The 24,893-nt window shown below is 69.3% G+C and carries 21 protein-coding genes; 10 read left to right on the forward strand and 11 right to left on the reverse strand.

Annotation, left to right across the window (positions count from 1 at the left end; genetic code table 11):
- The first annotated feature begins 82 nt into the window (after positions 1-82).
- Positions 83-1,330: a Scr1 family TA system antitoxin-like transcriptional regulator gene (locus tag AB0B61_RS28500; protein WP_358437900.1), complete on the forward strand. Its 1,248-nt coding sequence runs from the start codon at positions 83-85 to the stop codon at positions 1,328-1,330.
- A gap of 174 nt (positions 1,331-1,504) precedes the next feature.
- On the forward strand, positions 1,505-2,335 hold the full coding sequence (locus AB0B61_RS28505) for an SAM-dependent methyltransferase (protein ID WP_358437903.1): 831 nt from the start codon (positions 1,505-1,507) through the stop codon (positions 2,333-2,335).
- A 142-nt stretch (positions 2,336-2,477) separates the two neighbouring features.
- Here the strand turns inward: AB0B61_RS28505 and AB0B61_RS28510 are convergent, their stop codons facing one another.
- On the reverse strand, positions 2,478-3,296 hold the full coding sequence (locus AB0B61_RS28510) for a DUF4253 domain-containing protein (RefSeq protein ID WP_358437906.1): 819 nt from the start codon (positions 3,294-3,296) through the stop codon (positions 2,478-2,480).
- Between the two features lie 129 nt (positions 3,297-3,425).
- On the opposite strand from AB0B61_RS28510, the gene AB0B61_RS28515 reads away from it, so the two are divergent.
- The 3 genes from AB0B61_RS28515 to AB0B61_RS28525 are packed head-to-tail and all read left to right on the forward strand — an operon-like array spanning position 3,426 to position 6,006.
- Entirely contained in the window at positions 3,426-4,949 is a 1,524-nt protein-coding gene (locus AB0B61_RS28515) for a carboxylesterase family protein (protein WP_358437909.1), read from the forward strand.
- Between the two features lie 23 nt (positions 4,950-4,972).
- Entirely contained in the window at positions 4,973-5,578 is a 606-nt protein-coding gene (locus tag AB0B61_RS28520) for a response regulator transcription factor (RefSeq protein ID WP_358437912.1), read from the forward strand.
- 35 nt (positions 5,579-5,613) lie between these two features.
- Positions 5,614-6,006, forward strand: coding sequence for a hypothetical protein (locus AB0B61_RS28525; RefSeq protein WP_358437915.1), 393 nt, complete (start codon positions 5,614-5,616; stop codon positions 6,004-6,006).
- Here the strand turns inward: AB0B61_RS28525 and AB0B61_RS28530 are convergent.
- Together AB0B61_RS28530 and AB0B61_RS28535 are read right to left on the reverse strand one after the other, a co-directional pair.
- Positions 6,003-6,818, reverse strand: coding sequence for a helix-turn-helix domain-containing protein (locus AB0B61_RS28530; RefSeq protein ID WP_358437918.1), 816 nt, complete (start codon positions 6,816-6,818; stop codon positions 6,003-6,005). The two genes, AB0B61_RS28525 and AB0B61_RS28530, sit on opposite strands and share 4 nt — an antisense overlap.
- 221 nt (positions 6,819-7,039) lie before the next feature.
- Positions 7,040-8,167 (reverse strand): TIGR03118 family protein, encoded by a 1,128-nt coding sequence (locus AB0B61_RS28535; protein WP_358437921.1) that lies wholly within the window; start codon positions 8,165-8,167, stop codon positions 7,040-7,042.
- Between the two features lie 121 nt (positions 8,168-8,288).
- Between AB0B61_RS28535 and ppgK the strand changes: the two genes are divergently transcribed.
- Together ppgK and hrpA are read left to right on the forward strand one after the other, a co-directional pair.
- Entirely contained in the window at positions 8,289-9,002 is a 714-nt protein-coding gene (gene ppgK / locus AB0B61_RS28540; RefSeq protein WP_358437924.1) for a polyphosphate--glucose phosphotransferase, read from the forward strand.
- Between the two features lie 360 nt (positions 9,003-9,362).
- Positions 9,363-13,232: an ATP-dependent RNA helicase HrpA gene (hrpA, locus tag AB0B61_RS28545; RefSeq protein ID WP_358437927.1), complete on the forward strand. Its 3,870-nt coding sequence runs from the start codon at positions 9,363-9,365 to the stop codon at positions 13,230-13,232.
- A 3-nt stretch (positions 13,233-13,235) separates the two neighbouring features.
- Here the strand turns inward: hrpA and AB0B61_RS28550 are convergent, their stop codons facing one another.
- The 3 genes from AB0B61_RS28550 to AB0B61_RS28560 all read right to left on the reverse strand — a co-directional run bounded on the left by AB0B61_RS28550 (position 13,236) and on the right by AB0B61_RS28560 (position 15,140).
- Positions 13,236-13,784, reverse strand: coding sequence for a Uma2 family endonuclease (locus tag AB0B61_RS28550; RefSeq protein WP_358437930.1), 549 nt, complete (start codon positions 13,782-13,784; stop codon positions 13,236-13,238).
- Between the two features lie 84 nt (positions 13,785-13,868).
- Positions 13,869-14,489, reverse strand: a complete 621-nt coding sequence (locus AB0B61_RS28555) for a Uma2 family endonuclease (RefSeq protein WP_358437933.1) — start codon at positions 14,487-14,489, stop codon at positions 13,869-13,871.
- Between the two features lie 39 nt (positions 14,490-14,528).
- Positions 14,529-15,140, reverse strand: a complete 612-nt coding sequence (locus tag AB0B61_RS28560) for a Uma2 family endonuclease (RefSeq protein WP_358437935.1) — start codon at positions 15,138-15,140, stop codon at positions 14,529-14,531.
- Between the two features lie 225 nt (positions 15,141-15,365).
- Between AB0B61_RS28560 and AB0B61_RS28565 the strand changes: the two genes are divergently transcribed.
- Positions 15,366-16,019 (forward strand): HAD family hydrolase, encoded by a 654-nt coding sequence (locus AB0B61_RS28565; RefSeq protein ID WP_358437938.1) that lies wholly within the window; start codon positions 15,366-15,368, stop codon positions 16,017-16,019.
- Positions 16,020-16,035: 16 nt separating this feature from the next.
- Here AB0B61_RS28565 and AB0B61_RS28570 read toward each other — a convergent pair whose 3' ends face one another.
- From AB0B61_RS28570 to AB0B61_RS28580, 3 genes are all read right to left on the reverse strand, one after another.
- Positions 16,036-16,359 carry a DUF5709 domain-containing protein gene (locus AB0B61_RS28570; protein ID WP_358437940.1) on the reverse strand — a complete coding sequence of 108 codons (324 nt, stop codon included), beginning with the start codon at positions 16,357-16,359 and terminating at the stop codon, positions 16,036-16,038.
- Between the two features lie 52 nt (positions 16,360-16,411).
- A complete protein-coding gene (locus AB0B61_RS28575) occupies positions 16,412-18,013 on the reverse strand; it encodes a gamma-glutamyltransferase (RefSeq protein ID WP_358437943.1) in 1,602 nt (533 codons plus the stop codon).
- Positions 18,014-18,079: 66 nt separating this feature from the next.
- The gene (locus AB0B61_RS28580) at positions 18,080-19,831 is read right to left on the reverse strand and encodes an ABC transporter ATP-binding protein (protein WP_358437945.1); all 1,752 of its coding nucleotides are present in this window, start codon (positions 19,829-19,831) and stop codon (positions 18,080-18,082) included.
- Positions 19,832-19,901: 70 nt separating this feature from the next.
- Between AB0B61_RS28580 and AB0B61_RS28585 the strand changes: the two genes are divergently transcribed.
- On the forward strand, positions 19,902-20,321 hold the full coding sequence (locus tag AB0B61_RS28585) for a MarR family transcriptional regulator (RefSeq protein ID WP_358437948.1): 420 nt from the start codon (positions 19,902-19,904) through the stop codon (positions 20,319-20,321).
- A 7-nt stretch (positions 20,322-20,328) separates the two neighbouring features.
- Here the strand turns inward: AB0B61_RS28585 and AB0B61_RS28590 are convergent, their stop codons facing one another.
- Together AB0B61_RS28590 and AB0B61_RS28595 are read right to left on the reverse strand one after the other, a co-directional pair.
- Positions 20,329-21,360 carry an amidohydrolase family protein gene (locus AB0B61_RS28590; protein WP_358437951.1) on the reverse strand — a complete coding sequence of 344 codons (1,032 nt, stop codon included), beginning with the start codon at positions 21,358-21,360 and terminating at the stop codon, positions 20,329-20,331.
- 113 nt (positions 21,361-21,473) lie between these two features.
- A complete protein-coding gene (locus AB0B61_RS28595; RefSeq protein WP_358437953.1) occupies positions 21,474-22,655 on the reverse strand; it encodes a helix-turn-helix domain-containing protein in 1,182 nt (393 codons plus the stop codon).
- Positions 22,656-22,731: 76 nt separating this feature from the next.
- Between AB0B61_RS28595 and AB0B61_RS28600 the strand changes: the two genes are divergently transcribed.
- Positions 22,732-24,840, forward strand: coding sequence for a M6 family metalloprotease domain-containing protein (locus AB0B61_RS28600; RefSeq protein ID WP_358437955.1), 2,109 nt, complete (start codon positions 22,732-22,734; stop codon positions 24,838-24,840).
- Positions 24,841-24,893: the final 53 nt, after the last annotated feature.

Here is a 24,893-nt window from a genome sequence, read left to right on the forward strand (position 1 = left end):
CGGAGTTTCGCGCCCCGCAGGGCAGGGGACGGCGAGCCAGGCTTCCTTTACGCTGGAGGCTCCTGGCGGCTGGGAGGTACGAGTGGCGAACTTCGCCGAGCGACTCGGTCTCGCTATGAGCAAGCGCGGGTTCACGGGGGCGCAACTCGCCGCGGCCCTCACCGAAGCCGGCATCCCGATCACCCGCGCCTACGTCAGCCAGTTGCGCACGGGTAAGCAGACCAACCCGACCCTTCAGGTGCTGCGCGCCCTGGCCGCCTGCCTCCAGGTGAGCGTGGGCTGGCTGCTGGGCGAGGACGCCACGGACTCGGGCGCGCTCGAGGAGCTCCAGCTGCGGGCCGCCGCCATCGGCGCGTCCGCCGCCGGGCTGTCCGACGGGTCGCTGACCGTCCTGCGCGGCGTGATAGAGCTCGCACGCGCGGCCGAAGGGCTGCCCGACCAGCCCCCCGCCACCGCGGAGATCCCCGAGGCGGCGGCGCCGCTGACCGCGCCGCAACGTGAGGCACTCGGCGACCGCCTGCGCAACCTGCGGCTGATCGCGCGCATGTCGCCGGAGGAGGTCGAGACCTCCCTGGGCAGAGGGGCCGCCGCCATCGGCGCGATAGAGGAGGGCCGCGTCGCGCCCGCGCCGGTCACGGTCGAGCGCCTGCTCACCCTCTATGGCGTGACCGCCCCGCCCACCCGCGAATACGTCCTGTCGCTGGCTCGCGGCGAACGCCCGCCCTCCTGGTACGACGCCGGCTCCGTGCCCGTCTGGATGGCCGCCGCCTACGCCCTGGAGCAGCGGGCGTCGCTGATCCGTACGTACCAGACCCAGATCGTCCCCCCGCTGCTGCAGACCGAGGCCTACGCGCGGGCCGCCATCGAGGTGTCGGGCAGCGCCGGGCTCGGCCAGACGTCGGCCGACGCGGCGGTGCGCCTGATGCGGTCCCGCCAGGCGCTGCTGAACCACGGCGACGGACCCGTGCTGTGGGCGGTGATCGACGAGAGCGTCCTGCTGCGCTCGATCGCCGACCCGGAGACGCAGGCCGCTCAGCTCGACCGGCTGATCGAGTACGCGAAGCGGCCCAACATCTCCCTGCACGTGGTGCCGATCGACGATCCGATCTTCCTGCCCCGTTGCGGTCCGTTCACCATGTGGCGCTTCCCGGAGGCCTTCGAGCCCGATGTGGCCTGCGCCCACACCATCGAATCCGATGAAGTGATCACCGACGCGACCGCGGTCGAGGCCTACCACCAGGCGTTTACCAAGTTGTCGGTCTCCACCACCATGGGCGACGAGACGCACGAGCTGCTGTATGCGCACCGTGACCGTCTGAGCCACCGGTGATCTGACACTCCCTAGCACGAAAAACGGGAAATGGATATTTCCCAACAAATATTGTTCTTCGTATTGTCAGATCCTGAGGTTGATGGATCATTGGTATTGTTGGGCCAAATTGAGTGGGGTCAGTGGGACCGACTTTCCCGTGAGATACGGCGAGGGGAAAGGGGCAACACTCAAATGCGTCAGCGTGCCATCCGAAATCTGACCAACCTTGACACCACCCGCGCGAGTGTCACCCGAATACTCGACGCCGCCGCGGGAGGGAAGAACCACTTCGAGGTTGACAGTGCTGCGGTGCGCCGTTACGACGAGGCGGTTCCGGTCACCGGTTCCGCCGCGCGAGCTGTTCTGCGTTACCTGGCGCGGGTGGTCGCCCACCTGGCCGGCTCCGGCATCGACCAGTTCCTGATCATCGGCAGTGGCGTGCCCAGCGCGTTGCCGCCCGGACGTCAGTTACACGATGTCGCCCGTGGCGCGTCCGTCGCGTCCGATGTGCGTGTCGTCTATGTCGAGAACGACCCCTTGATACTGGCCAGTGCCCGCGTCACCATCGAGCCCCTCAACGATCTCGTACGAGTGGTGGAGGGCGACATACGGCAGATCGACGAGATGCTCGCCGACGAGGTCGTGGCCCGGTTCATCGACTGGGAGCGGCCCGTGGGAGTGCTGCTCCTGTCCACCCACAGCCTCACCGACGACGAGCTGGCCTCCTTCGTGATCAAACGCCTGTGCCACGCCGTCGTGGACGGCAGCTACCTGGCGATCCTGCAGACCACCTTCGACGGAATCCCCGCCGAGCTGCTGCCCGCCATCAACGACCTGCTCGCGATGACGCTGCCGGGACATGTGATCCGCTCACGTGCCGAGGTGGCGACCTTCCTGGACGGGCTCGAGCTGCTGGAACCGGGGCTGGTATGGGTCCCGCTCTGGCGGCCCGACGGCGACTCCGTGTGCGCGGACCAGCCGAGCTCGTCGGGCAATTACGGCGCCGTGGCCCGCCTTCCCTGACCCACGGCCACGGCGCCCGCGACCAAGGGTTCGGCCCTACGCGCCGGCCGGACCCTCGGACCGTCTTCTTCCGCTGGGGTGTCCCTCCGCGGGGACCCCGGCCACCACGGACCGTTCCTTCCGCTCCCGAGGGGCCTCAGCGCTAGTCCCACCAGAACGACCAGTAATGCCGCCCGATGATCTGCTCGGCGTAGCTCTGGAGATCCCCCGGCCCCTGGACGACGTTGTCCGGGCAGAAGGTCCAGTGCTCGGCCGCCACGTGCAGCGCGTGCTCGGGCTCCACCGGCGGCGCGGCGACGCTCAGCTCCAGCGTGTTGAAGCCGACCCCCACCACGCGGATCCCGAACCGGTCCTCCCAGCTGCGCACCACCGCCGCCAGCGGCACCATCCACTCGTTGTGGTGCAAAGCCCCCTGCCAGCCCATCACGGCCAGCGCGTCGGCGCCCCGATGCGCGGCGACCAGGCCGAGCGGCAGGCCCCTGGATGACAGCTCACGGGCGTACCAGTCGGCGACGGCGCCCGGGTCGGCTCTCAACACCCCCGGCGGGGCGGGACCCGGACAGAGCGCGCCGAACGGCTCCAGCTCCGCCAGGGCGTCCGGCGGCATCTGGGAGACCCACTCCTGCCACACCTCGGCCATGAACCCCTCGGCCGTGAAGTGATCGATCATCAGCGCCTCGTCCGGCACGATCTGGCCGATCGACCAGGGCTGCGCGGACTCGTCCAGCAGAACGGGCCACAGGCCGCTGCGCGCGTGGGCGGACCGGAACCGGGCCCAGTCGTCGCCCGCCACGGCCTCGTCGCTCATCCAGAACGCGGGCCTGGCCGCCTCGCCCTGGTTCGTGTAGCCGGGGTCGGGCCACACGACGTCGCCCTCGGGCAGGCTGACCGGCAGGAGCCGCCCTCTGCCGCCGTCGGCGAACAGCTGGCACACCTCACGTGGCAGCTGGTGATCGTTCATGCCCACCGTTTCAGTACCGAATCCTGTCTCGGAGATGGTAATGCCGACCGTTGCGTCAGGACTTTTGTCCTGGGCGATCCCGTACAGGCGAATCTTCTGCCGGCGGCCCGGCCTCGAGACCGTGGAGGCATGAAGATTCTGCTAGCGCTGGCCGTACTCCTCACGGGGTGCGCCGAAACGTCCGCCGGCGAACCCGGGCCCGTCGCGGATCCGGCGGTCGTCGAGACCGCGTCGGGAGCCGTGCGCGGCACGGTGACCGCGACGAACCGCCTGTTCCAGGGCATCAAGTACGCCACGGCGGCGCGCTGGGACGCGCCGAAGCCCGCGCCCGCGTGGCAGGGGGTGCGGGAGGCCACCAAGCCGGGCGCCATGTGCCCGCAGGTCGGCAGCGTGTACGCGCCGACCAGCAGCGACGACGAGGACTGCCTGTTCCTGAACGTCACCACGCCCGCCGTCCCCGGGAAGGGGCGGCCGGTCATGGTGTGGATCCACGGCGACGGCGCGGTCGGCGCGGGCCACTTCTCCGACGCCCGGAAGCTGGCCGCCAAGGGCGTGGTGGTCGTGACGATCAACTACCGGCTCGGCGTGTTCAGCGGGTTCGGCTATCCGGGGCTGCGCGACGCGGGCACGTACGGTCTGCAGGACCAGCAGGAGGCGCTGCGCTGGGTCAAGCGGAACGCGGCGGCCTTCGGCGGCGACCCGGGCAACGTGACCGCCTTCGGCATCTCCTACGGCGCGCTGTCGATCGGCGGCCAGCTCGCCTCGCCGGGCGCCAAGGGCCTGTTCCAGCGGGCGATCATGCAGAGCGGCGAGACCCTGATGGACATGCCCGCCAACAGCATGGTGCCGGGCGTGCCCGCCCTGCCGTCCTTCGCGTGGCGGCCCGCCGCTGAGGTGAGCGCTATAGGAGAGGTGTACGCCAAGCAGCTGGGCTGCTCGGACCTGGCGTGCCTGCGGGCGCTGCCGGTCAAGAAGATCCTCGAGGTCCCGCAGATCATGAACGCCTTCCAGTCGTACGCGTACGGCAACGACGTCCTGCCCGAGTCGCCGGCCGACGCGATGCGGAAGGGGCACACCAGCCCGATGCCGGTCCTGGCCGGGACGACGAGGGACGAACACCGGATCTTTGTCGGGATGAATTACGACGTCCAGGGCACCTCTCCGGATTACCGGAAATTGCTAAAAGATGCGTTCGGAGCGAAGGCTGAGAGAATTGCCCGGAAATATCCGGTAAATCGCTATAAGTCGCCGAGTATTGCTTGGGCTACCGTGTTGACCGATCGCATGTGGGCCCGGTCCACCCACGAGCAGAACGCCCTGCTGGCCAAGAAGGCGCCGGTCTACGGCTACGAGTTCGCCGACCGGAAGGCGCCGATGTTCCTGCCGCTGGAGGCGGACTTCGACTGGGGCGCCTACCACGCGAGCGACCTGCCGTACATCTTCCCCGAGGCCAAGGCCGAGCTCTCGCCCGCCCAGGAGAAGCTGTCCGGGCAGATGATGAGCTACTGGACGAACTTCGCCCGCACCGGCGACCCGAACGGCCGCGGGCTGCCGGTCTGGCCGCGGGTCTCGTCCGGGACCCTGTCCCTGGCGCCGGGGGCCGTCCGGCCGGTCGACTACGCTGCCGAGCACCAGCTGGCCTTCTGGAAGTAGACGCGCAGCGCGAGGGGAGCGTCGTGATCAGGGTCATGATCGCCGAAGATCAGGGGATGATGCGCGACGCCCTGGCGCTGCTGCTCGGCCTGGAGGACGACCTGGAGATCGTCGCCCAGGTGGCCTCCGGCGACGCGATCGTGCCGGCCGCCACGGAGCACCGGCCCGACGTGGCGCTGCTCGACATCGAGCTGCCCGGCCGCAGTGGGCTCGACGTGCTGCCCGTGCTGCGTGCCGCGCTGCCGGAGTGCGTGGTGCTGATCCTCACGACGTTCGCCAGGCCGGGCTACCTCCGGCGGGCGATGGAGGCGGGGGCGGCGGGGTTTCTGGTCAAGGACGGGCCGGTGGAGGAGCTGGCCGCGGCGATCCGGCGGGCGGTGGCGGGGGAGCGGATCCTCGATCCCGCCCTGGCCGCCGCCGCGCTGAACGCCGGGCCCAGCCCGCTCACGGACCGCGAGCGCGAGGTGCTGGCCGCGGCGCTCGACGGCGCCACGATCGCGGACGTGGCGGCGCGGCTGCATCTCTCGGAGAGCACGATACGCAACCACCTGTCCTCGGCCATCGGCAAGACGAACACCCGGAACAGGATCGAGGCCGCCCAGCTGGCACGGCACAATGGGTGGCTGTAACCCCCTTTGACGCGGTTCTCTGTGATCTCGATGGAGTGCTCCGCCATTTCGACCACGCGGTTCAGGCCGACATCGAGGCCCGTTACGGCCTGCCCCTGAGGAAGACCGCCTTCGAGCCCGACCTCATAGGCCCCGCCACGCTCGGTCACATCACCGAGGCTCAGTGGGTCGAGTCCATCGCCGCGGCCCTGGGCGGCGACGAGCGCTCCCGCGAGGCCGCCGCCGAGTTCGCGGCGGTGCCGTTCTGGGTGGATGAGGAGGTCAGGGGGCTGCTGGCGCGGGCGCAGGAGCGGGTGCCCGTGGTGCTGGTCACCAACGCCATGGACACGCTGGAGGAGCAAGGGATGACCGGCATGCACTACCGGAGCATCGCCGACCTGGCCCTGCGCTCAGCGGGCTGTTCGACTAGTGCGGTGAGGCGTGTCTAGAAGGGGCAGGCCAGGTCGCTCACCGGGGCGTCCTTGGCCGCCGTGGTCGGGTCGGCGAAGAACACCTGCCGGTGCGGCCCGATGAACTCCCGCCCCTGCGCCCAGTCTCCCAGCGCCTGGATCGCCCGCATCGAGCCGGCCGCGTCGAGCTGCGACGCGGTCAGCCGTACGTACGCCTCCCGATGCGCGGGATCGGCGCGCACCTGGAGATCGGGGAACCGGCGGCCGATCTCCTCGGCCTGCCCGGCGGGTATGGGCCGGCACCACTCGACCGGCCCGTCACTGTCGGCGTCGACCTCCCCGTAGAACATCAGGAACGGCGCCCCGCCGATCCCCGGCAGCGCGGGCAGCAGGCCGTTGCCGAACCGCTCCACCTGTTCGGTGGCCCACGCGCCGAGCTGGTCGAGCGTGACACTGCGCTTGGCGATCAGCAGCATCCGCTCCGGAACCTCGCGTACCTCTACCTCGAACATCGATCCGCCCTCTCCTGTCAGGCGCTCGACGAGGAAGGCGACGACACCCCCGCGGGCCACGTGCTCGGCCTCGGCCCGCGCCCAGTAGGCGCGCAGCTCCTCGGCCGCCGCGGCGGGTTCGAGGTCGCAGATGGTCCTGATCCTGGCCAGCGGCATGTCCACCCGGCGCAGCCAGGCGACGAGCCGGGCCCGGTCGAGCTGGTCGGGTGTGTAGAGCCGGTAGCCGTTGTCCGGATCGACCATGGCCGGGACGAGCAGTCCGAGCTCGTCGTAGAGCCGCAGCGCCTTGGGCGAGAGCCTGGACGCTTTGGCGAACGCCCCGATCGTCAGCAGGCCCATCGCCGCCTCCTTCGTCCTTGTCACCCTCCACGATGTGGTCTTCCCCAGGGACAAGGTCAAGCGGCGGCGAATGGAAAACGATCATAAATGCATATGGGCTTGCACGGGATGCGTGTTATCCCATCCAAGCCGCATAAAAGGCGTATACAACTCGCATAAAACAAGTGCTTGTTTCCGGCACGGCTCGCGCCTGCCGTGCCGGAAACGTTCAGCGGGTCCGGTCAGTAACTCCCGTACGGAGACTGACTGGACGTGGTCGACGGCTTGTGCGACGAATGGTTCGTCGGCGTGGGGCTCGTCGACGGCGTGCTCACCTGCGACCCCGTGCCGGCGGGCCGGAGCACGCCCACCAGGCCGTGCTGGGCCTTGTCGATGCCCGCGGAGAACCACAGGGCGTTCTCGCCGCCGGTGGCGGCGGTGCCCGGCTCGAGGTCCCACAGGCCCGGCAGCGAGACCGTCCTGCCGTTGCCATCGCGCAGCGCGCCCAGGTGGCGGTTGCCGCGGTAGGCGTGGATCGTCCCGTCGCCGAAGTTGCCGACCAGGACCGATCCGGCGAACGCGCCGAACTGCTTCGGCGCGGCGGTCACGGCCCAAGGGGCGTTGAGCCCGGTACGCGCGATGCGCCCGACCAGGCGCCCGTTCACGTTATAGCGGCTGACGAAACCCTTGCCGGCGCCCGCGATGGACTTCCCGGTCTGCGAGTCACGCAGGGCATAGGCGACCCATACGCTGCCGCCGCTGAACGTCACGTTGTACGGGTGGTAGTTGGAGGGCACCGACGGGTCCCTGAACGCCCTGCGGGACAGGTCGATCTTCTCGAACTCCGAGTTCCACGCGGCGAGGCGCCCGTTGGCGAAGTCGGCGGCCAACAGGAAGTCGCCGTCGTCGGTGTTGACCATCGCGAGGCCCTTGTAGTCGGCGCCCCGGGTGAAGGCCGCGATGATCGCGTTCTTCGGGTCCACCTCGGCGTTCCAGCCGGTGATCGCGCCACTCGGGCTGGCGAAGATGAACGTGGCGGGCTTGCCCTTGACGGTGAAGCCCTCGCCCGAGTTGAACACCTGGCCGGTCGGAGCGCCACCGGGAATGGCCACCTCGGTCGCCTCCTTCCTGCCCGCTCCGGAGTAGACGGTCGCGGTGCCGGTGCCCGTGTCGGAGACCCACAGGGTCTTGCCCATGGCAAGTCCCCACGGGTTGACCAGTTTAGGATCGTGGACTGCTGCCTTCCCCTGGATGTCGGAAATGAGATTCACGACGTCAAACTTGGTATTCGTCGCTGCCTGTGCGGGGGCGGTGAGGGTCGTGCTCAAGACGACCGCACCAGCGCAGAGTGTGATGATGCGGAGCCGCATCCGTGCCTCCTTGTTAGCGCTTGTGGCCGGAGATACGTGGGGGACGCAAGTGCGGTTCAGTAACGGTCAGAAATATTGGCCCTGAACGTCAATCGGGCGTTTTCCTGGGGAGTTGAGGTACATGGAAGTTTTGGGCATTGACATCGGCGGATCCGGGATCAAGGGCGCCCCCGTGGACACCGCGTCGGGGCGGCTGACGAAGGAGCGCCTGCGCATCCCCACGCCGCAACCGGCCAAGCCGCGCGGGGTGGCCGAGGTCGTGGTGGAGATCGTCAAGCACTTCGACTGGACGGGGCCGGTCGGCGTCACCTTCCCCGGCGTGGTCGTGGACGGCGTGATCATGACGGCCGCGAACGTCGACCACTCCTGGATCGGCGTCGACGCGAGAAAGCTCTTCGACGACGCGACCGTCCTCAACGACGCCGACGCGGCCGGCATCGCGGAGATGAGGTTCGGCGAGGGCAAAGACCGGATGGGGACCGTCATCATGCTGACGTTCGGGACGGGCATCGGCAGCGCGGTGTTCGTCGACGGCGTCCTGGTACCCAACACCGAGCTGGGGCACCTGCAGATCCACGGCAAGGACGCCGAGAGCCGCGCCTCCGATCACGCCCGCGAGGAGCACGACCTCGGGTGGGAGAAGTGGGCGGGGCGGGTGGAGGAGTATCTGCGGCACGTGGAGATGCTCTTCTCGCCGTCGCTGTTCGTCATCGGCGGCGGGGTGAGCAAGAAGGCGGACAAGTTCCTCCCGTACGTGCACGTGGACACCGCCGTCGTCCCCGCTCGCCTGCGCAACGACGCGGGCATCATCGGAGCGGCTCTCGCCGTCAAATGATCACGATTACGGCACGCTGAGTCTCACCGGCGGCGTCTGTCCGGGGGAGGCTCTCGCGATGGAGGCGGGGCGAGGGGGTGGGGCCGCCGGTTTCGCGAGCCTCCGACCTGGGTGATCAAGAAAGGTTGGTCCGGAACGCAACCTGATGGGCTTCTCGGGAGTCTCATTAGTGACCGTGGTCGTCCAAGACGACAACTCTGGGGAGAGTGGGCCCGTCTTGGGCGATCACGGTTGACCGGAGAGTGCGGGCCCACCTGGGCGATCACGGTCGAGCGGATATTCGGATGCGGACACCGGCGCCGTCGGGCAGCATGGTGGGTTGGCTCCGGGGACGCGGAGCTCAAATATCCTGATAGCAGTATGGGAACCTCTGCGTTGTCCTCTCCACTCACCGAGCTCCAGTCCCGCCTGCCCGAGTTGATGCCGCGCGACCAGCGGCGACTGCGGCGCAGGCTCGACGGCGTGCGCCGGGTACGCTCCCGCGAGGCCCGGGACAAGATCACCGCGGAGATCCTCGCCGACGTGGAACGCGCCGAGCGACGCCTCGCCCGGCGTCGCGAAGCCGTACCAGTAGTGAGCTATCCGGAAAATCTCCCCGTATCCCAGCGCAAGGACGACATCCTCGCGGCCATCCGCGACCACCAGGTCGTGATCATCGCCGGGGAGACCGGATCCGGTAAGACCACCCAGATCCCCAAGATCTGCCTGGAGCTGGGCCGCGGTGTCAGGGGCCTGGTCGGCCACACCCAGCCGCGCCGCATCGCCGCCCGTACGGTGGCCGAGCGCATCGCCGAAGAGCTGGGCACCGAGCTGGGCCAGGCGGTCGGCTACAAGGTGCGCTTCACCGACCAGGCCAGCGACCGCACCCTGGTCAAGCTGATGACCGACGGCATCCTGCTGGCCGAGTTGCAGAACGACCGGCTGCTGGAGCAGTACGACACGCTGATCATCGACGAGGCGCACGAGCGCAGCCTCAACATCGACTTCATCCTCGGCTACCTCAAGCAGCTCCTGCCCAAGCGCCCCGACCTCAAGCTGATCATCACCAGCGCCACGATCGACCCGGAGCGGTTCTCCCGCCATTTCGACGACGCTCCGATCGTCGAGGTCTCGGGCCGCACCTACCCCGTCGAGGTGCGCTACCGTCCGCTCGACGAGGACGACGACCAGACGCAGGGCATCGTCGACGCCTGCCGCGAGCTGGTCACCGAGGGTCCCGGCGACATCCTGGTGTTCCTGTCGGGCGAGCGGGAGATCCGCGACGCCGCCGACGCGCTCGACAAGGCCGACTTCCGCAACACCGAGGTGCTGCCGCTCTACGCCCGGCTCAGCGCCGCCGAGCAGCACCGCGTGTTCCAGCGCCACACGGGCCGCCGCATCGTGCTGGCCACCAACGTGGCCGAGACGTCACTGACCGTCCCGGGCATCAAATACGTCGTCGACCCGGGTTACGCGCGCATCTCCCGCTACAGCCATCGCACTAAGGTGCAGCGCCTGCCGATCGAGGCCATCTCGCAGGCCAGCGCCAACCAGCGCAAGGGCCGCTCGGGCCGTACCTCCGACGGCGTCTGCATCCGGCTCTACGAGGAGGAGGACTTCCTCAAGCGGCCGGAGTTCACCGACCCGGAGATCCTGCGCACCAACCTCGCCTCGGTCATCCTGCAGATGACCTCGATCGGGCTGGGCGACATCGAGGCGTTCCCGTTCGTCGAGCCGCCCGACCGCCGCCAGGTACGCGACGGCGTGAGCCTGCTGCACGAGCTGGGCGCCTTCGACGGCCAGGGCGGCATCACCGGCATCGGGCGCAAGCTGGCCGGGCTGCCCGTCGACCCGCGCCTGGGCCGGATGGTCCTGGAGGCCGAGAAGAACGGCTGCCTGCGCGAGGTCATGGTCATCGCCGCCGCGCTGTCGATCCAGGACCCGCGCGAGCGACCCGTCGACAAGCAGCAGCAGGCCGACGAGAAGCACCGCCGCTTCGCCGACCCGGAGTCCGACTTCCTGTCCTACCTCAACCTGTGGAACCACCTGCGCGACAAACAGCGGGAGCTGTCCTCCAGCGCCTTCCGCCGCCTGTGCAAGTCGGAGTTCCTCAACTACCTGCGCGTACGCGAGTGGCAGGACATCTACAGCCAGATCCGCCAGTCCCTCGGCGCCCAGCCGGGCAGCCAGCAGGCCGACCCGCAGCAGGTGCACGCCGCGCTGCTGGTGGGCCTCCTGTCGCACATCGGCGTCAAGGACGTCATGGAGAAGCGGGCCCCCGACGGGCGCCGCCCGATCCAGGAGTACATCGGCGCCCGCAACGCCCGCTTCGCCATCTTCCCCGGCTCCGCGCTGGCCAAGAAGCAGCCCCAGTGGGTGATGTCGGCCGAACTCGTCGAGACCTCCCGCCTGTGGGCCAGGGTCAACGCCAAGATCGAACCCGACTGGGTCGAGCCGCTCGCCCAGCACCTGGTCAAACGCACCTATTCTGAGCCGCACTGGGAGAAGAACCAGGGCGCGGTGATCGCGCTGGAGAAGGTCACCCTCTACGGGGTGCCGCTGGTGGCCGGGCGGAAGGTCAACTACGGCCGCATCGACCCCGACCTGTCACGCGAGCTGTTCATCAGGCACGCGCTCGTCGAAGGCGACTGGGACAGCCACCACCGCTTCCTCCAGGACAACCGGAAGCTGCTCGAAGAGGTCGAGGAGCTGGAGAACCGGGCCCGCCGGCGCGACATCATGGTCGATGACGAGGCCCTGTTCGACTTCTACGACCAGCGCGTCCCCGCCGACGTCGTGTCCGCGCGCCACTTCGACTCCTGGTGGAAGAAGGTCAGGACCACCGAGCCCGACCTGCTGACCTACTCGCCCGAGATGCTGGTCAACGAGGGCGCCGACGTCAGCGCCCACGACTACCCCGACGCCTGGCGGCAGCTCGGCCAGCGGATGAAGCTGACCTACCAGTTCGAGCCCGGCGCCGACGCCGACGGCGTCACGGTCCACGTGCCGCTGCAGGTGCTCAACCAGGTCAGCTCCGACGGGTTCGACTGGCAGATCCCCGGCCTGCGCGACGAGCTGATCACCGCCCTGATCAGGTCGCTGCCCAAGCACCTGCGCCGCAACTTCGTGCCCGCCCCCAACTACGCCAAGCAGGTGCTCGAAGGTGTACGCCAGGGCGGCGAACCCCTGCTGGAGGCCGTGGAGCGGGAGTTGCTGCGGCTGACCGGCGTCCGCGTGCCGCACGACGCCTGGCAGCTCGACCAGGTCCCCGACCACCTGCGCATCACCTACCGGGTGATCGACGAGCGCAAGCGCACGATCGCCGAGGATAAAGACCTCGACGCCCTCAAGCGGCGCCTGGCGCCGCGCCTGCGCAAGACGCTCTCGGCCGCCGCCGACGACCTGGAACAGTCGGGCCTGCACACCTGGAGCTTCGGCACCCTGCCCAAGGTCTTCGAGCAGGGCCGCATGAAGGGCTACCCGGCGCTGGTGGACGACGGCGACTCCGTGTCGATCAAGATCTTCGAGACGGAGGCTGAGCAGCGCCGCTCCCATTGGCCCGGCACCCGCCGCCTGCTCCTGCTGAACGTCACCAACCCGGCCAAGTCCCTGCTGGGCGGCCTGTCCAACCAGGCCAAGCTGGCCCTGTCACGCAGCCCGCACGGGGGCGCGGTGGCGCTCTTCGACGACGTGGTCAATGCGGCGATCGACAAGCTCATGCTCGACCTGGGCGGCCCCGCCTGGGACCCGGTCTCGTTCGACCGCCTCTATCAGCACGTACGCGCGCACGTGTACGAGACCTCGGCCGACGTGCTGGGGCGCACAGAGCAGATCTTGACCGTGTGGCACGCGATCGGCACCCGCCTGGACGCCCTGCGGCAGAGCGCCTCCACCTCGGACGTCCGCGACCAACTGGGCAAACTCGTCTTCGCGGGCTTCATCACCGCGACGGGCTATCGCCGCCTACCCGACATACTCCGCTACATCCGAGCCATCGAACGCCGCCTGACCAAGCTCCCCGAGGAGCCGTGGCGGGACGAGGAGTGGATGGACCGGGTGCACAAGGTGGAGGACGCCTACGAGGACCTACTGGCCCGGCTCCACCCGGCGCGACGCTCGGATCCGGACGTGCTGGAGATCCGCTGGATGATCGAGGAGCTCAGGGTCAGCTTCTTCGCCCAGACACTGGGCACGCCCACGCCGGTGTCGGAGAAGCGCATCGCCAAGGCGATGGAGAAGCTCACGCCCTGAGGCTCACGCCTTGAAGATGGAGGTGTCGAGCTCGACGTCGATCGGGGCGGGCAGCCGGAGCGGGGTCCCGACGGGCACGGTGGCCGTGGTCCGATAGACGCCGTCCCTGATGTCGCTGTAGACGGTGACGGACGGCGGTTCGGCGATGGTGTCGATCAGCAGGTAGATCGGCACGCCGCCGGTCGCGTAGAGCGGGGGCTTGTCTTCTCGGTCTCTTCGGGCGCTGCTGGTGGAGACGACCTCGGCGACCATGATCAGGCCTGAGGACAGCAGCTCGCGTTCGCCCCAGCGGGGGCAATCGATGGAAGCCAGGACGAAGTCGGGCTCAACGGGATCTTGTGGCCCCTCGATGCACACGTCGACGTTGCCGGTAAATCCTTCCCAACCATGCTCGTCCAGGACAGGTATGAGTGCCCGGAAGAGCGCCATCGCGCAGTCGGCGTGCTCGGGAGTCCCAACGCGAGTCAAGACCAGGTTCCCGTCGATGACCTCGGCCCGGAAGCCGGACAGGGGCGGCAGAGCATCGAACATCTCCCGCGCGGTCGCGGGCATGCGCTGATCACCGGTCCAGTGACATTTCGCGTGTGGCTTGCGAGAGATGGTCACCGTTGAGTTCGTCCCTCCGTCTGGAGCGACTTAGGCAGTGAAGATGGTGGTGTCGAGCTTGACGTCGATGGGGTGGGGGAGGAGAAGTGGCGTGCCGACCTCGACGGTGGTGGTCGTGCGGTAGGCGCCGTCCCTGATGTCGCTGTAGACGGTGACGGACGGCGGTTTGGCGATGGTGTCGATCAGCAGGTAGATCGGCACGCCGCCGGTCGCGTAGAGCGGGGGCTTGTCTTCTCGGTCTCTTCGGGCGCTGCTGGTGGAGACGACCTCGGCGACCATGATCAGGCCTGAGGACAGCAGCTCGCGTTCGCCCCAGCGGGGGCAATCGGCTGGGGCCAGGACGAAGTCAGGTGCGACCGGGTCTCGTGGCCCCTCGATGCACACATCCACGCTGCCGGGCCGTCCCCGCCAGCCATGTTCGTTCATGACGGGCACGAGTGCCAGGAGGAGAGCTACGGCATGATCGGCGTGCTCGGGGGTGCCGACTGGGCTCACGATCAGGTTTCCTTCGATGACTTCGGCTCGGAAGCCGGGGAGTTCGGGGAGGGCATCGAACAGCTCTCGAGCGGTGCGGAATCCCCGGCCGTTGCCGGTCTGCTCTCGCTCCTGCTCCTCCTGCTGCTCGGTAGTCTCTTCGTGACGTATTGTCATGGCGACCATGTGAATCTGTCCCTTCGTATTCGAACGGGCTCACGCCTTGAAGATGGAGGTGTCGAGCTCGAAGTCGATCGGAGCGGGCAGGTGCAGTGGAGCCCCCATGACTGTTCTGGCCGCTTGCTGGTAGACGCCGTCTTTGATCTCGCTGAACACAGTGGCGGCTGGTTGAGCGGCGATCGGATCGATCAACAGGTAGACCGGCACTCCGCCTTGCGCATAGATCTGCGGCTTCTCATGATGATCTCGATGAACGCTGCTCGGCGAGACGATTTCCGCCACCAGGAAGAGATGCTGAGACTGCAGCTCGTAGGTGCCCCAGCGCGGGCAATCAGCGGGTGCCAGCACGTAGTCCGGCACAAGGGAGTCCCGTGAACCGTCGATGCAGATGTTCAGGGTGCCCAAAGAAGCTCGCCAGCCGCGTTCATCTCTGAGCGGCAAGAGGGCCACAAAGAGGTCGGAGCCGATCCAGCTGTGCTCGGGGCTGCCTACTGGGCTCACGATCAAGTTCCCTTCGATGACTTCTGCCCGGAGACCGGGTAGTTCGGGGAGGGCATCGAACAACTGTCGGGCGGTAGACGGCAGAAGGTTGTTGCTGATCTGCTCCTGCTCGGTGACTTCGTCGTCCCGAATAGCCATGGCGACCATGTGAATCTGTCCCTTCGTATTCGAACGGGCACGCTAAGTATTCCACGTGCCCGAGTCGAACACACTCCAAAACCCAGGAAGCTCAAGCCCTCAGTCCCGAGATGTCCCTGATAGGCACGTCGGCGCCCGGTGCTCTCTTGGTGTCGCCCGTTTACGGATGACATGTCCCCTTGCCGGAGATCGATGAGGAATCCGTACAGTTGGGGGGACTATCCAGGAGGTTTGATGATCAAGGCAGTGGTGTTCGACGTCGGTGAGACGCTCATCGACGAGACCCGCATCTGGTCCCGCTGGGCTGACCGGCTCGGCGTGAGCAGTTTTGTGCTGATGGGCGCGCTCGGCGGAATGGCCGCGCTCGACCGCTCCCACAGCGAGGCGTTCCAGCTCGTACGGCCCGGCTTCGACCTTGAGGCCGAGATGGCGGCCTGGGAGCGGGACGAACCCCACGGCCTGCGCAACCACTTCGACGCCGACGACCTCTATCCCGATGTCCGCGAGGCCTTCAAGGCCCTGCGTGAGGCGGGATACCAGGTGATCGTCGCGGGCAACCAGCCGGCCAGGGCCTATGACGCGCTGGTCGCCATGGACCTACCCGTCGACTCGGTGCACACCTCTGAGGGCTGGGGGGTGTCCAAGCCCGCGCCCGAGTTCTTCGCCAAGGTGGCGGCCATCGCCGGGCGGGAGCCCGCCGAGATCCTCTATGTGGGCGACCGGCTGGACAACGACGTGCTCCCCGCTTCTCGGGCGGGCATGCGCACGGCGCTGCTGCGCCGGGGTCCCTGGGGATATCTGCACGCCGAACGGCCGCAGGCGCGGGCCGCCGACATGATCGTCGACGACCTGCCCGCCCTGCTGCCCGCGCTGGAGCGGCTGGCCTGAGCCGCGCTGAAGCGGCTCACCTCAGTTCGTCGTCGGGGTCGACGCGGACCGCGCGTTCCTCGGCGGAGAGGTCGCCGTCGTCCTGGCCCCAATCCTCGCCCCACTCCTCGCTCTCCGTGTCGGGGGCCAGTCCCTCGTCGGGCTGAGTGAGCCGGTGCGAGGGGCGGGGGGCGCGCTCCCGGTCGGGCGCCTCGCGCCGCAGTCGCTCGTCGAGCGTGTCCTCGTGCGCGGGGTCGTCCTCTTCTATGTCGTGATTGAGGCCGAGGTCGTCGGTCCACTCGTCGACCTCGATCTTCTGCTCGTCACTCAAGCCGTACCTGTCCGGAGGTTGTTCGGTCATACGCGCTCTCCTACCCAGCGCCACGCCCCGAACCCTGCCCCTGGTAATACCGTTACCGGCCGAGCGCGGCGCCGATGAGCGAGCGCGGGTCGGCCGCCCCGGCCAGCATCCCGTCCGGGCGCACGTCGATGACGTGCGCGTGCCCGAACAGGCTCCCGTACGGCCGGGCGGACACCTCATGTCCGAGCGCCGACAGGCCGTCCGCCCAGGTGGCGCCCTCCTCCAGGTCGATGACCGGGTCGGCCGGGGCGGCCCAGGTGTCGAAGCCGGTGTCGCCGGGGCTCAGCCGCCACCTGGGCGCCGAGACGGCCTGACCGGGCGTCTCCCCGTACTTGAGCAGCCGGGTGATGACCTGCAGCAGGATCTGCGGCTGCGCGTCGCCGCCCATCGTCCCCACGACCGAGCGGAGCGAGCCGTCCGGGCGGGTGATCAACGCGGGCGCGAGGGTGTGGGGCGGGCGGCGGCCGGGGGCGTACTCGGCGGGATGGCCGGGGGTGAGCGAGAAGCCGATGCCGCGGTTGTGGAGGTTGATCCCGGTACGTGGCTCGAACAGCAGGCTGCCGAACCCGGCGGCGTTCGACTGGATCAAGGACACACCCATGCCGTCGCCGTCCACCGCGCACAGATAGGTCGTGTCGCCGTCAGCGCTCGGGGTCCGCACGTTCAGCCGTGCCGCCGGGTCGATCAGCGAGCGGCGCCGGGCGATCTCGCCGGAGGTGAGCAGGTCCTTCGCGCTCTCATGGAGTACGTCGAGACGGTCGTGCCCGGCGATGCGCGCGGCCTCGGCCAGCAGGTGGGCCCAGGCGGCGTGGCCCGGTGAGACCGGCAGGCTCAGCCCTTCGATGATGCCGAGCGACGTCAGCAGGAGGTAGCCCTGGGAGTTCGGCGGCATCGACCAGACGTCGTGACCGAAGGCGCGCACCTTCAGCGGTTCGACCCAGTCGGCGAGCGGGCCGGCCAGATCGGACTCCGCGTACTCGCCGCCGCCCATTTCGAGCAGGCCCGCGCCGAACTCGCCGCCGTAGAAGCCCTCGCGTCCCGACGCGGCGATGGCCTCGAGCGTGCGGGCGACGCCGGGTCGCGACACGCGGTCGCCCGCCGTGCGTACGGCCGCGAAGTCGCCACCGCCGGGGCTCTGGGACGCCACGCGCGCGCCCGCGAGCATCAGCGGGGAGGCGGGGAAGCCGTCGCGGGCCAGGCGGATCGCCGGTTCGAGCAGGTCGGCGAGGGGGAGACGGCCGTGCCTGGCGTGCAGCGCGAGCCAGCCGTCCACGCAGCCGGGCACCGGCACGGAGCGGATGTCGTGCCGGTGCGGCATGCCCCGGTGCCCCTCGGCGCGCAGCCGATCGGGGTCGGCGCCCGAGCCGGCCCTCCCGGACGCGTTGAGCGCGCTCACCGCGCCCGCCTGCCCGGGGCGGACCGAGAGCGCGCCCGGCTGTCCGGGGTTGACCGGTCCCGAACCATCGTGGATCAGGGCGAACAGGTCCCCGCCGAGGCCGCACATGTGCGGTGCCGTGACGGCCAGGACGGCGTTGGCGGTGATGGCCGCGTCGGCGGCCGACCCGCCGCGCTCCAGTGCCGCCACTCCGGCGGAGGAGGCGAGGTGGTCAACGCTGGACACCATGCCGTTGGGGGCGTATCTGGTGGTTTGCACCTGTCCGAGATTACGGCGTGCCGTCAGGCGTTCTCCAGAGACGGACGCCGGCGGTTCACGGGCCGGTCAGACCGGTTCGAGCGGGCGGTCCCGGTCCACCAGGGCCGCGTAGTGGCCCTCCAGCGACATCAGCGTGTCGTGCGTGCCGCGCTCGACGACCCGGCCGCGGTCCAGGACGACGATCTGGTCCGCGTCACGGACCGTGGAGAGGCGATGCGCGATCATGATCGTGGTACGGCCCGCGGCGAGCGTGTCCAGCGCCTCCTGTACGGCCCGCTCCGTCTGCGTGTCGAGGGCGCTGGTCGCCTCGTCGAGCACGAGCACCGGCGGGTTGCGCAGCAGGGTGCGGGCGATGGCCAGCCGCTGCTTCTCGCCCCCGGAGAACCGGTAGCCGCGCTCGCCCACCAGCGTCTCGTAGCCGTCGGGCAGCGAGGCGATGTGGTCGTGGATGCGCGCCGCCCTGGCCGCCTCCGCCAGCTCCTCGTCCGTGGCCGACGGCCGGGCGAAACGCAGGTTCTCGGCGATCGTGGCGTGGAACAGGTACGTCTCCTGAGAGACCACGCCGACCGTCTTGGCCAGCGTCTCGAAGGTGAGATCGCGGACGTCCACCCCGTCGATCGTCACCCGGCCGCCGGTCACGTCGTAGAGCCGGGGCAGCAGGTAGCTGAGCGTCGTCTTGCCCGAGCCGGTCTCGCCGACGACGGCCAGGCTGGTGCCCGGCGGCACGGTGATGTCCACGTCGGCGAGCGTGGGCTCCTCGTCGTGGGAGTCGTGGGAGTCGTAGGAGAAGTCGACCCGCTCGTAGCGGACCTCACCGCGGACGTCGCTCAGCGTACGCGTGCCCGGGTGGATGTCGACCGACAGGTCCAGGTACTCGAAGATGCGGCCGAACAGCGCGAGCGAGCTCTGCACCTCGACGCCGAGCCGCAGCAGCGACACCGCCGGCCTGAACAGGCTGACCTGCAACGTCGTGAACGCCACCAGCGTGCCGACGGAGATCACGCCGGTGTAGCCGACCGCCCAGTAGACCAGCGCGGGCATCGCGGCCATGACGATCTGGATCGACGACTGCCGCCAGCGTCCCGCCATGCTGGACCGCACGCCCAGCTCGGCCAGCTCGTCGGAGGCGTCGGCGAAGCGTTCGGTGAGCGCGGGCGAGCGGCCCATCGTACGGCCGAGCAGGATGCCGCTGATCGACAGCGACTCCTGAACCATCGACGAGATCACGGCCAGCTTCCGCTGCCGTTCGGTGGTGATGCGGCGGCGCTCCTGGCCGACCTTGCGGCTGATCCCCACGAACACCGGCAGCAGCAGGAGCGAGATCACGGTCAGCCGCCAGTCGAGCGCCAGCATGGCGACGACCGTGGCGATCACGGTGGTCAGGTTCGAGATGAGCGAGGTGGCGGTCGAGGTGACCACCGACTGCATGCCGCCGATGTCGTTGGCGATGCGCGACTGGACCTCGCCGGTCTTGGTGCGGGTGAAGAAGGCCAGCGACATGCGCTGCAGGTGGCCGTAGACGGCGGTACGCAGGTCGTGCATGACCCGCTGCCCGACCGTGGTGGACACCAGCGTCTGCAGCACGTCGAACACGCTGGTGATCACCGCGACCAGGATCATGCCCAGGGCGAGCAGCGCGAGCAGCATGGCGTCGCGGGAGGGGATCGCCACGTCCAGCACCTCGCGCAGCAGGAACGGCGAGGCCAGCGAGACCAGTGACGACAGCAGGATGAGGGCGCCGACGACGGCCAGCCGGCCCCGGTAGGCGCGGAAGAGTTTGATGATGCGCCGCAAGGGCGCGCGTGGTTCCTCGGCCAAGTAGGCCTCCTAATCAGATGCTCCCTCAAACAGAGGTTAGCTCATACTTATTCCGGCTAAGCTGTTCGGCATGGAGGACGTGGAGCTGTCGGAGCTCCTGCACCGGGTCGGCCGCCGCCTGCGGCACGGTTACGCGCATCGCCTCGCGCCCCTCGGCGTGAACCCGGGGCAGGCGCGGGCGTTGCGCGCGCTCGCCGACGCCGACCGGCCGCTCAGGATGGTGCAGCTCGCCGACGAGCTGAGGATCGTGCCGCGCTCGGTCACTCCCGTCATCGACACCCTGGAGCAGGCGGGCCTGGTACGCAGGGAGGTCGACCCGGCCAACCGGCGCTCCACGCTGGTCGTGATCACGCCGGCGGGCCGCGCGATGCACGAGCGGTCGCGGGAGGCGCGCAGGCAGGCGGGTCAGGACCTGTTCGCGGTCCTGTCCGAGGACCAGCGCGACCAGCTCAAGGAGCTGCTCGGGGTGGTCGACGGCCAGCCACGTTAGGCACCGGTCAGCTGCCGACGACCGTGCCGCCGACGACCGTGGCGAGACAGGGCGCCCCGCTCAGCAGAGCGGCGTACGGGTACCGGCCGCGGGCGTCGAACACCGCGAAGTCGGCCCGGCTGCCCGGCCCCAGTGAGCCGATCCGGCCCGCCCCGCTCGACATGCCGAGCGCCCGTGCCCCGCCCAGCGTGGCGGCCTCGACCAGCCTGCGGTCCAGTCCCGGGGACCGCGGCCCGCGCCCCTTGGTGTACTGCTTGATGGACCTGGCCAGGGTGAGCAGATCGGCCACCGGGCCGGCCACGGCGGGGGCGCGGGTGCCGAAGGCGACGCGGTTGCCCTCGTCCAGGAGCGCCGGCAGGTCGTCGGGGGGCGACGGGCAGAGCGCGATCACGCTCTTGCGCAGCCGCAGCAGCTTGCGCTCGCCGGGATCCAGCGGCCGGCCGCAGGCCACGTGGCAGTGCGGCCCCAGGATGCCCGCCTCGTCGAGCGTCGCGGGCGAATGGCGGTCCAGGTCGGCCAGCAGCCGCAGGCCGAACGTCCTGGCCAGCACCGCCACGTCCTCCAGCACCTGCGGGTCGGGCGTGTACGCGGCGATGCCCACCGTACGCGGCCGATCGACCTCGCGGATCGCGGTGATGACCGCGTCGCGCCCGGTCTCCTCCCATACCTGCTCGGACTCGTACGACACCTCGACATAGGAGACGCCGGGCAGCCTGGCCGGCTCGGCCGGGTCGGCGGCGACGCCGGCCCGCGAGGTCACCCCGGGCGGCGGCACGGCCGCCGTGGCGCAGGCGTCCACCAGCCCCGCCACGATCATGCCCGGCCAGCGTTGCTCCCGGGTGACGGGGAAGTAGGCGAGCAGCTCCTCCCGGAGCCCCACCTGGAGGACCCGTTCGCCCCGGACCGCGACCGCGGCGCCGCGCAGCGGGTCGGCGCCGATCGGCAGCACCAGCGGGGCGGAGTGGAGGACGATGGGCGCGGGCGTGCGCCTGCCGAGTCTCGGCGCTCGGCCAGATGCGGCACGCTTCGCGGACGGCAAGAGGACCTCCCGTCGGATGACCTGCTGGATTTACCCGCTGGAGTCGACCTTGTGGTCTTTACCCGCTGGGCGTTCCTTCTGGGCATTAAACGTGAGCTGGGCCAGGCATGCAATCACGTGCCGGGCCGCGCCTCCCTGGGCCGGTACCTGCCGGAAAGCCGGGCGAGCTTGAGACTGAGGTGCAGGGCCAGCCGCTCGCCGCCGTCCTTCAGGTCGGTGCGGGCCAGCTCCTCCAGCCGCTGCAGCCGGTAGTACAGAGAGGTGCGGTGCAGGCGCAGCGCCCGCGACGTGGCCACCGCGCTGCCCGCCAGATCCAGGTACGTCTCCAGTGTCTCCAGCAGCGGCAGATACTGATCGTCGGCGAGCAGCTCCGCCAGCCCCGGATGCAGCTCGTGCTGCGGAAGATGGGTGAGCATCCGATAGACGCCGAGCCGGGCCCACTCCACCGACCGGCCGAGATCGGGCACCCGGGCGGCCACCTCGGCCGCGTGCCGCGCCTCCGTGTACGACCCGGCCGCCTCCGCGAGCGCCGGCCTGGCCCGCCCGATCCCGACCACCACCGGGATCGACATCGCCGCGTGCAGCTCGTCGGCCGCCATCGCGCCGCCCGCGGTCAGCAGCACGGCGTGGTCGTAGCGGACCAGGTGCAGCGGGTGGTGCCCGCTCAGCCGCCGCCGCAGCGCGAGCAGGCCCTGCTCCAGCGCGAGCCGCAGCGCCTCGTCCGGCTCGTCCGCCAGGGGCCTGGCCACCAGTACGGTCACCGGCTGGGCCTGCGGGAAGGCGCCGGCCTCGATCAGCTGCCGGGCCGAGTCCCGCTCGCCGAGCAGCAGGCCGGTGACCGCCTCCAGCTCCCGGTGCGAGGCCAGCCCCGTGGCCAGGCTCTCGTGGTAGAGCGTCAGGGCCAGGGCGGGCGCCGCCGCAGCGGCCTCGGCGACCCGCGCGCCGGACATGGCCGGGCCGGAGTCGATGAACCAGAGGAAGCCCAGCAGCCCGGCGTCGTGCCGTACCGGAACGCAGACCCGGGGGAGCAGGCCCAGGTGCGGCGCGCCCGGGATGCGTAACGGCCCGGCGGCTTCGTGGATCCCGGCGGCGCGCACCCACTGGCGTACCTCGGGCGTGGAGTGCCGGCGCAGGATCGAGTCGCGGCGGACGTCGTCCATCGCGCCGTTCTGCTCGCTGTAGACGACGACGCGTTGCACGCGGTCCTCCAGCAACAGCGGTCTGTCAAGACGAGCGGCCAGCTCGTCCACCGTCCGCTGGAGATCCGCCACCACGTCACCTGGATATTTCGTCATTTGTCGGAGGACACGCCACAAGTCTTCCCTACAACTGATCGGTGATCTCCGTCAACTTCGTCTATAACGTCGATCCGTGATTGCCCCCAAGAAGCTGCTGAAAGGTCTGCTGGCGGCCCTCGTGCTGATTCCGATGAGCCTTGTGGCGACCCCGGCTTCCGCAGCACCCCCCACAGACGATCCCGAATACCCCTGGCGGCAGAACCACTGGCCGCAGACCCAGCCCTGGCAACAGGACGCGCCCTCGGACGCCCAGTCGCTGCGTAGCCGGTCGGTGGGCGGCATCGCGCCGATCGACCCGCAGAACTGGGAGAACCCCGACCACATGACGTGGGCGGACTACAAGAAGGTGCCGGGCACCCGCTGGAACGACCCGGCCGTCAAGGGCTCCAAGCGCACCTTCAAGGGCGCGCTGGTGCTCCTGGACTATCCGAACCAGCAGTTCGTGGTCACCCAGCCCAAGAATTCCACGATCTACCGCAACCCGAGCGCCGAGGCCCACGACATCCCGCGTGACCAGGTGGCGAAGTTCTACCAGGACTTCCTCAACACCCCGAACGACCTCAACAAGGGTCACACCATCCACGAGTACTGGATGGAGGACTCCGGTGGGCGTTACGGCGTCGAGCTGACCGGCTTCGGCCCGTACACCATGCCGGGCAAGGACCACGAGTACGCCATGGAGTTCCAGGGCGGCACCGCCTGCCCGGCGGGCGACTCGTGCAACAAGAACCTGCGTACCGACGGTCACGCCGCGTTCATCGGCGCGATCGGCGAAGAGGCGGCCAAGCAGTTCGACTTCATCTTCTACGTGAGCGCCGGCCAGGACGAGTCGTCCACCTGGCAGGAGTTCGGGATGATGAAATTTCCTACCAAGGAGGACGTGACCGACGAGTGGGGTCCGCCCGACCCCGCCCTGCCGAACTGGGCCCAGACCCGCTACGTCGACTGGACCTCCTGGCAGGCCGGCTCCAACTTCTGGCCCAACGCCAACATCGGCGTCGACTCCGTCCAGGCCGAGAGCTCCGGCATGGCCGTGTACGCCCACGAGTTCAGCCACATCCTGGGCGTACTCGACAACTACAACAACCCGTACGGCGTTCCGGCCCGCCGCGCCTACACCGGCATCTGGGAGATGCTCAGCCGGGGCAGCTTCAACGGTCCAGGCGGCCCGCACTCCCGCTGGCTGATCCCGCCGACCTCCGGCGCGTCCATGGGCGCCCAGCACATGCTGCGCAACAAGATCAAGCTGGAGATGGTCGACGAGCAGAACGTGCTGCGCCTGTCACGTGAGGCCCTCGACGAGTCGGGCCTGGTCAAGGCCAGGGTCATCGCCCGCGAGGTGCAGCCGGGCCAGACCGACCTGTCGGGCGTCAACATCTCCTTCGACACCGGCGACAAGAGCCCGGCCTGCAGTACGCAGACCAACCCGCTCTGCGACGGCGGCGGCTACGAGAACTACACGGTCGAGGTCGTCGACCGGGTCGGCACCGACTCCTTCACCCCCGACTCCGGCGTGCTCGTGGCCAAGACCAAGAACCAGGACCGCTCGCCGTTCGAGTGGGTGATCGACGCCAACCCGCAGGACATCGGGATGACCGACTACGTCATGCCCGACGGGACCAAGGTGCCGATCACGATCGGCGACTACCGCCAGCTGTCCGACGCCCTCTTCCACGCGGGCACCGGCTCCGGCAGCCAGTACGAGTACGTCGACCAGGCCAACCGCCTGCACTTCTACGTGACCGACCTGAAGCGCGACCGCAAGGGCACGCTGTCGTACACGGTCGCGATCCGCTCGCTCGACGGCGCGGGCCCGCAGAAGCGCGGCGTCAAGCTGCTGCCCGGGACCGGGATCCCGGCCGGCCAGGGCGTGTCGACCTGTAACTTCCCGCTGCTCAACACCGGCAAGGCGGCCCCGGCGCAGGGGCAGCACCCCGAGGACGTCAGCGCCTACCTCAACTCCGACGTCTACCGGCTCAAGGCCGAGGTGCAGGGCAAGGGCTGGACCGCTCAGCTGCCCAACGCCCTGGCCGCCATCGACTTCGGCAAGCAGGAGGTGGTCACGGTCAACGCCGTACGCGCCTCGGGTGGTGACCGGACCGCCAAGGTCAAGCTCACCGCGACGTCGGAGAGCGACCCGGCCAAGACGGTGACGGCCACCTGTCCGGTGATCGGCCTTTAGCTTAAGGACGGGGTACGGCTGGCGCAGGCCGTACCCCATCCGCTTGAATCAGC

The sequence above is a fragment of the Nonomuraea sp. NPDC049158 genome, from assembly GCF_040648335.1.
Classification (GTDB): Bacteria; Actinomycetota; Actinomycetes; order Streptosporangiales; family Streptosporangiaceae; genus Nonomuraea.

Bases quoted from the DNA above. Each gene is read 5' to 3' on its own strand.
- AB0B61_RS28505 (WP_358437903.1), top strand. From the start codon at position 1,505: ATGCGTCAGCGTGCCATCCGAAATCTGACCAACCTTGACACCACCCGC.
- AB0B61_RS28510 (WP_358437906.1), bottom strand. From the start codon at position 3,296: ATGAACGATCACCAGCTGCCACGTGAGGTGTGCCAGCTGTTCGCCGAC.
- AB0B61_RS28515 (WP_358437909.1), top strand. From the start codon at position 3,426: ATGAAGATTCTGCTAGCGCTGGCCGTACTCCTCACGGGGTGCGCCGAA.
- AB0B61_RS28530 (WP_358437918.1), bottom strand. From the start codon at position 6,818: ATGGGCCTGCTGACGATCGGGGCGTTCGCCAAAGCGTCCAGGCTCTCG.
- AB0B61_RS28535 (WP_358437921.1), bottom strand. From the start codon at position 8,167: ATGCGGCTCCGCATCATCACACTCTGCGCTGGTGCGGTCGTCTTGAGC.
- ppgK (WP_358437924.1), top strand. From the start codon at position 8,289: ATGGAAGTTTTGGGCATTGACATCGGCGGATCCGGGATCAAGGGCGCC.
- hrpA (WP_358437927.1), top strand. From the start codon at position 9,363: ATGGGAACCTCTGCGTTGTCCTCTCCACTCACCGAGCTCCAGTCCCGC.
- AB0B61_RS28550 (WP_358437930.1), bottom strand. From the start codon at position 13,784: ATGCCCGCGACCGCGCGGGAGATGTTCGATGCTCTGCCGCCCCTGTCC.
- AB0B61_RS28555 (WP_358437933.1), bottom strand. From the start codon at position 14,489: ATGACAATACGTCACGAAGAGACTACCGAGCAGCAGGAGGAGCAGGAG.
- AB0B61_RS28560 (WP_358437935.1), bottom strand. From the start codon at position 15,140: ATGGTCGCCATGGCTATTCGGGACGACGAAGTCACCGAGCAGGAGCAG.
- AB0B61_RS28565 (WP_358437938.1), top strand. From the start codon at position 15,366: ATGATCAAGGCAGTGGTGTTCGACGTCGGTGAGACGCTCATCGACGAG.
- AB0B61_RS28570 (WP_358437940.1), bottom strand. From the start codon at position 16,359: ATGACCGAACAACCTCCGGACAGGTACGGCTTGAGTGACGAGCAGAAG.
- AB0B61_RS28585 (WP_358437948.1), top strand. From the start codon at position 19,902: ATGGAGGACGTGGAGCTGTCGGAGCTCCTGCACCGGGTCGGCCGCCGC.
- AB0B61_RS28595 (WP_358437953.1), bottom strand. From the start codon at position 22,655: ATGACGAAATATCCAGGTGACGTGGTGGCGGATCTCCAGCGGACGGTG.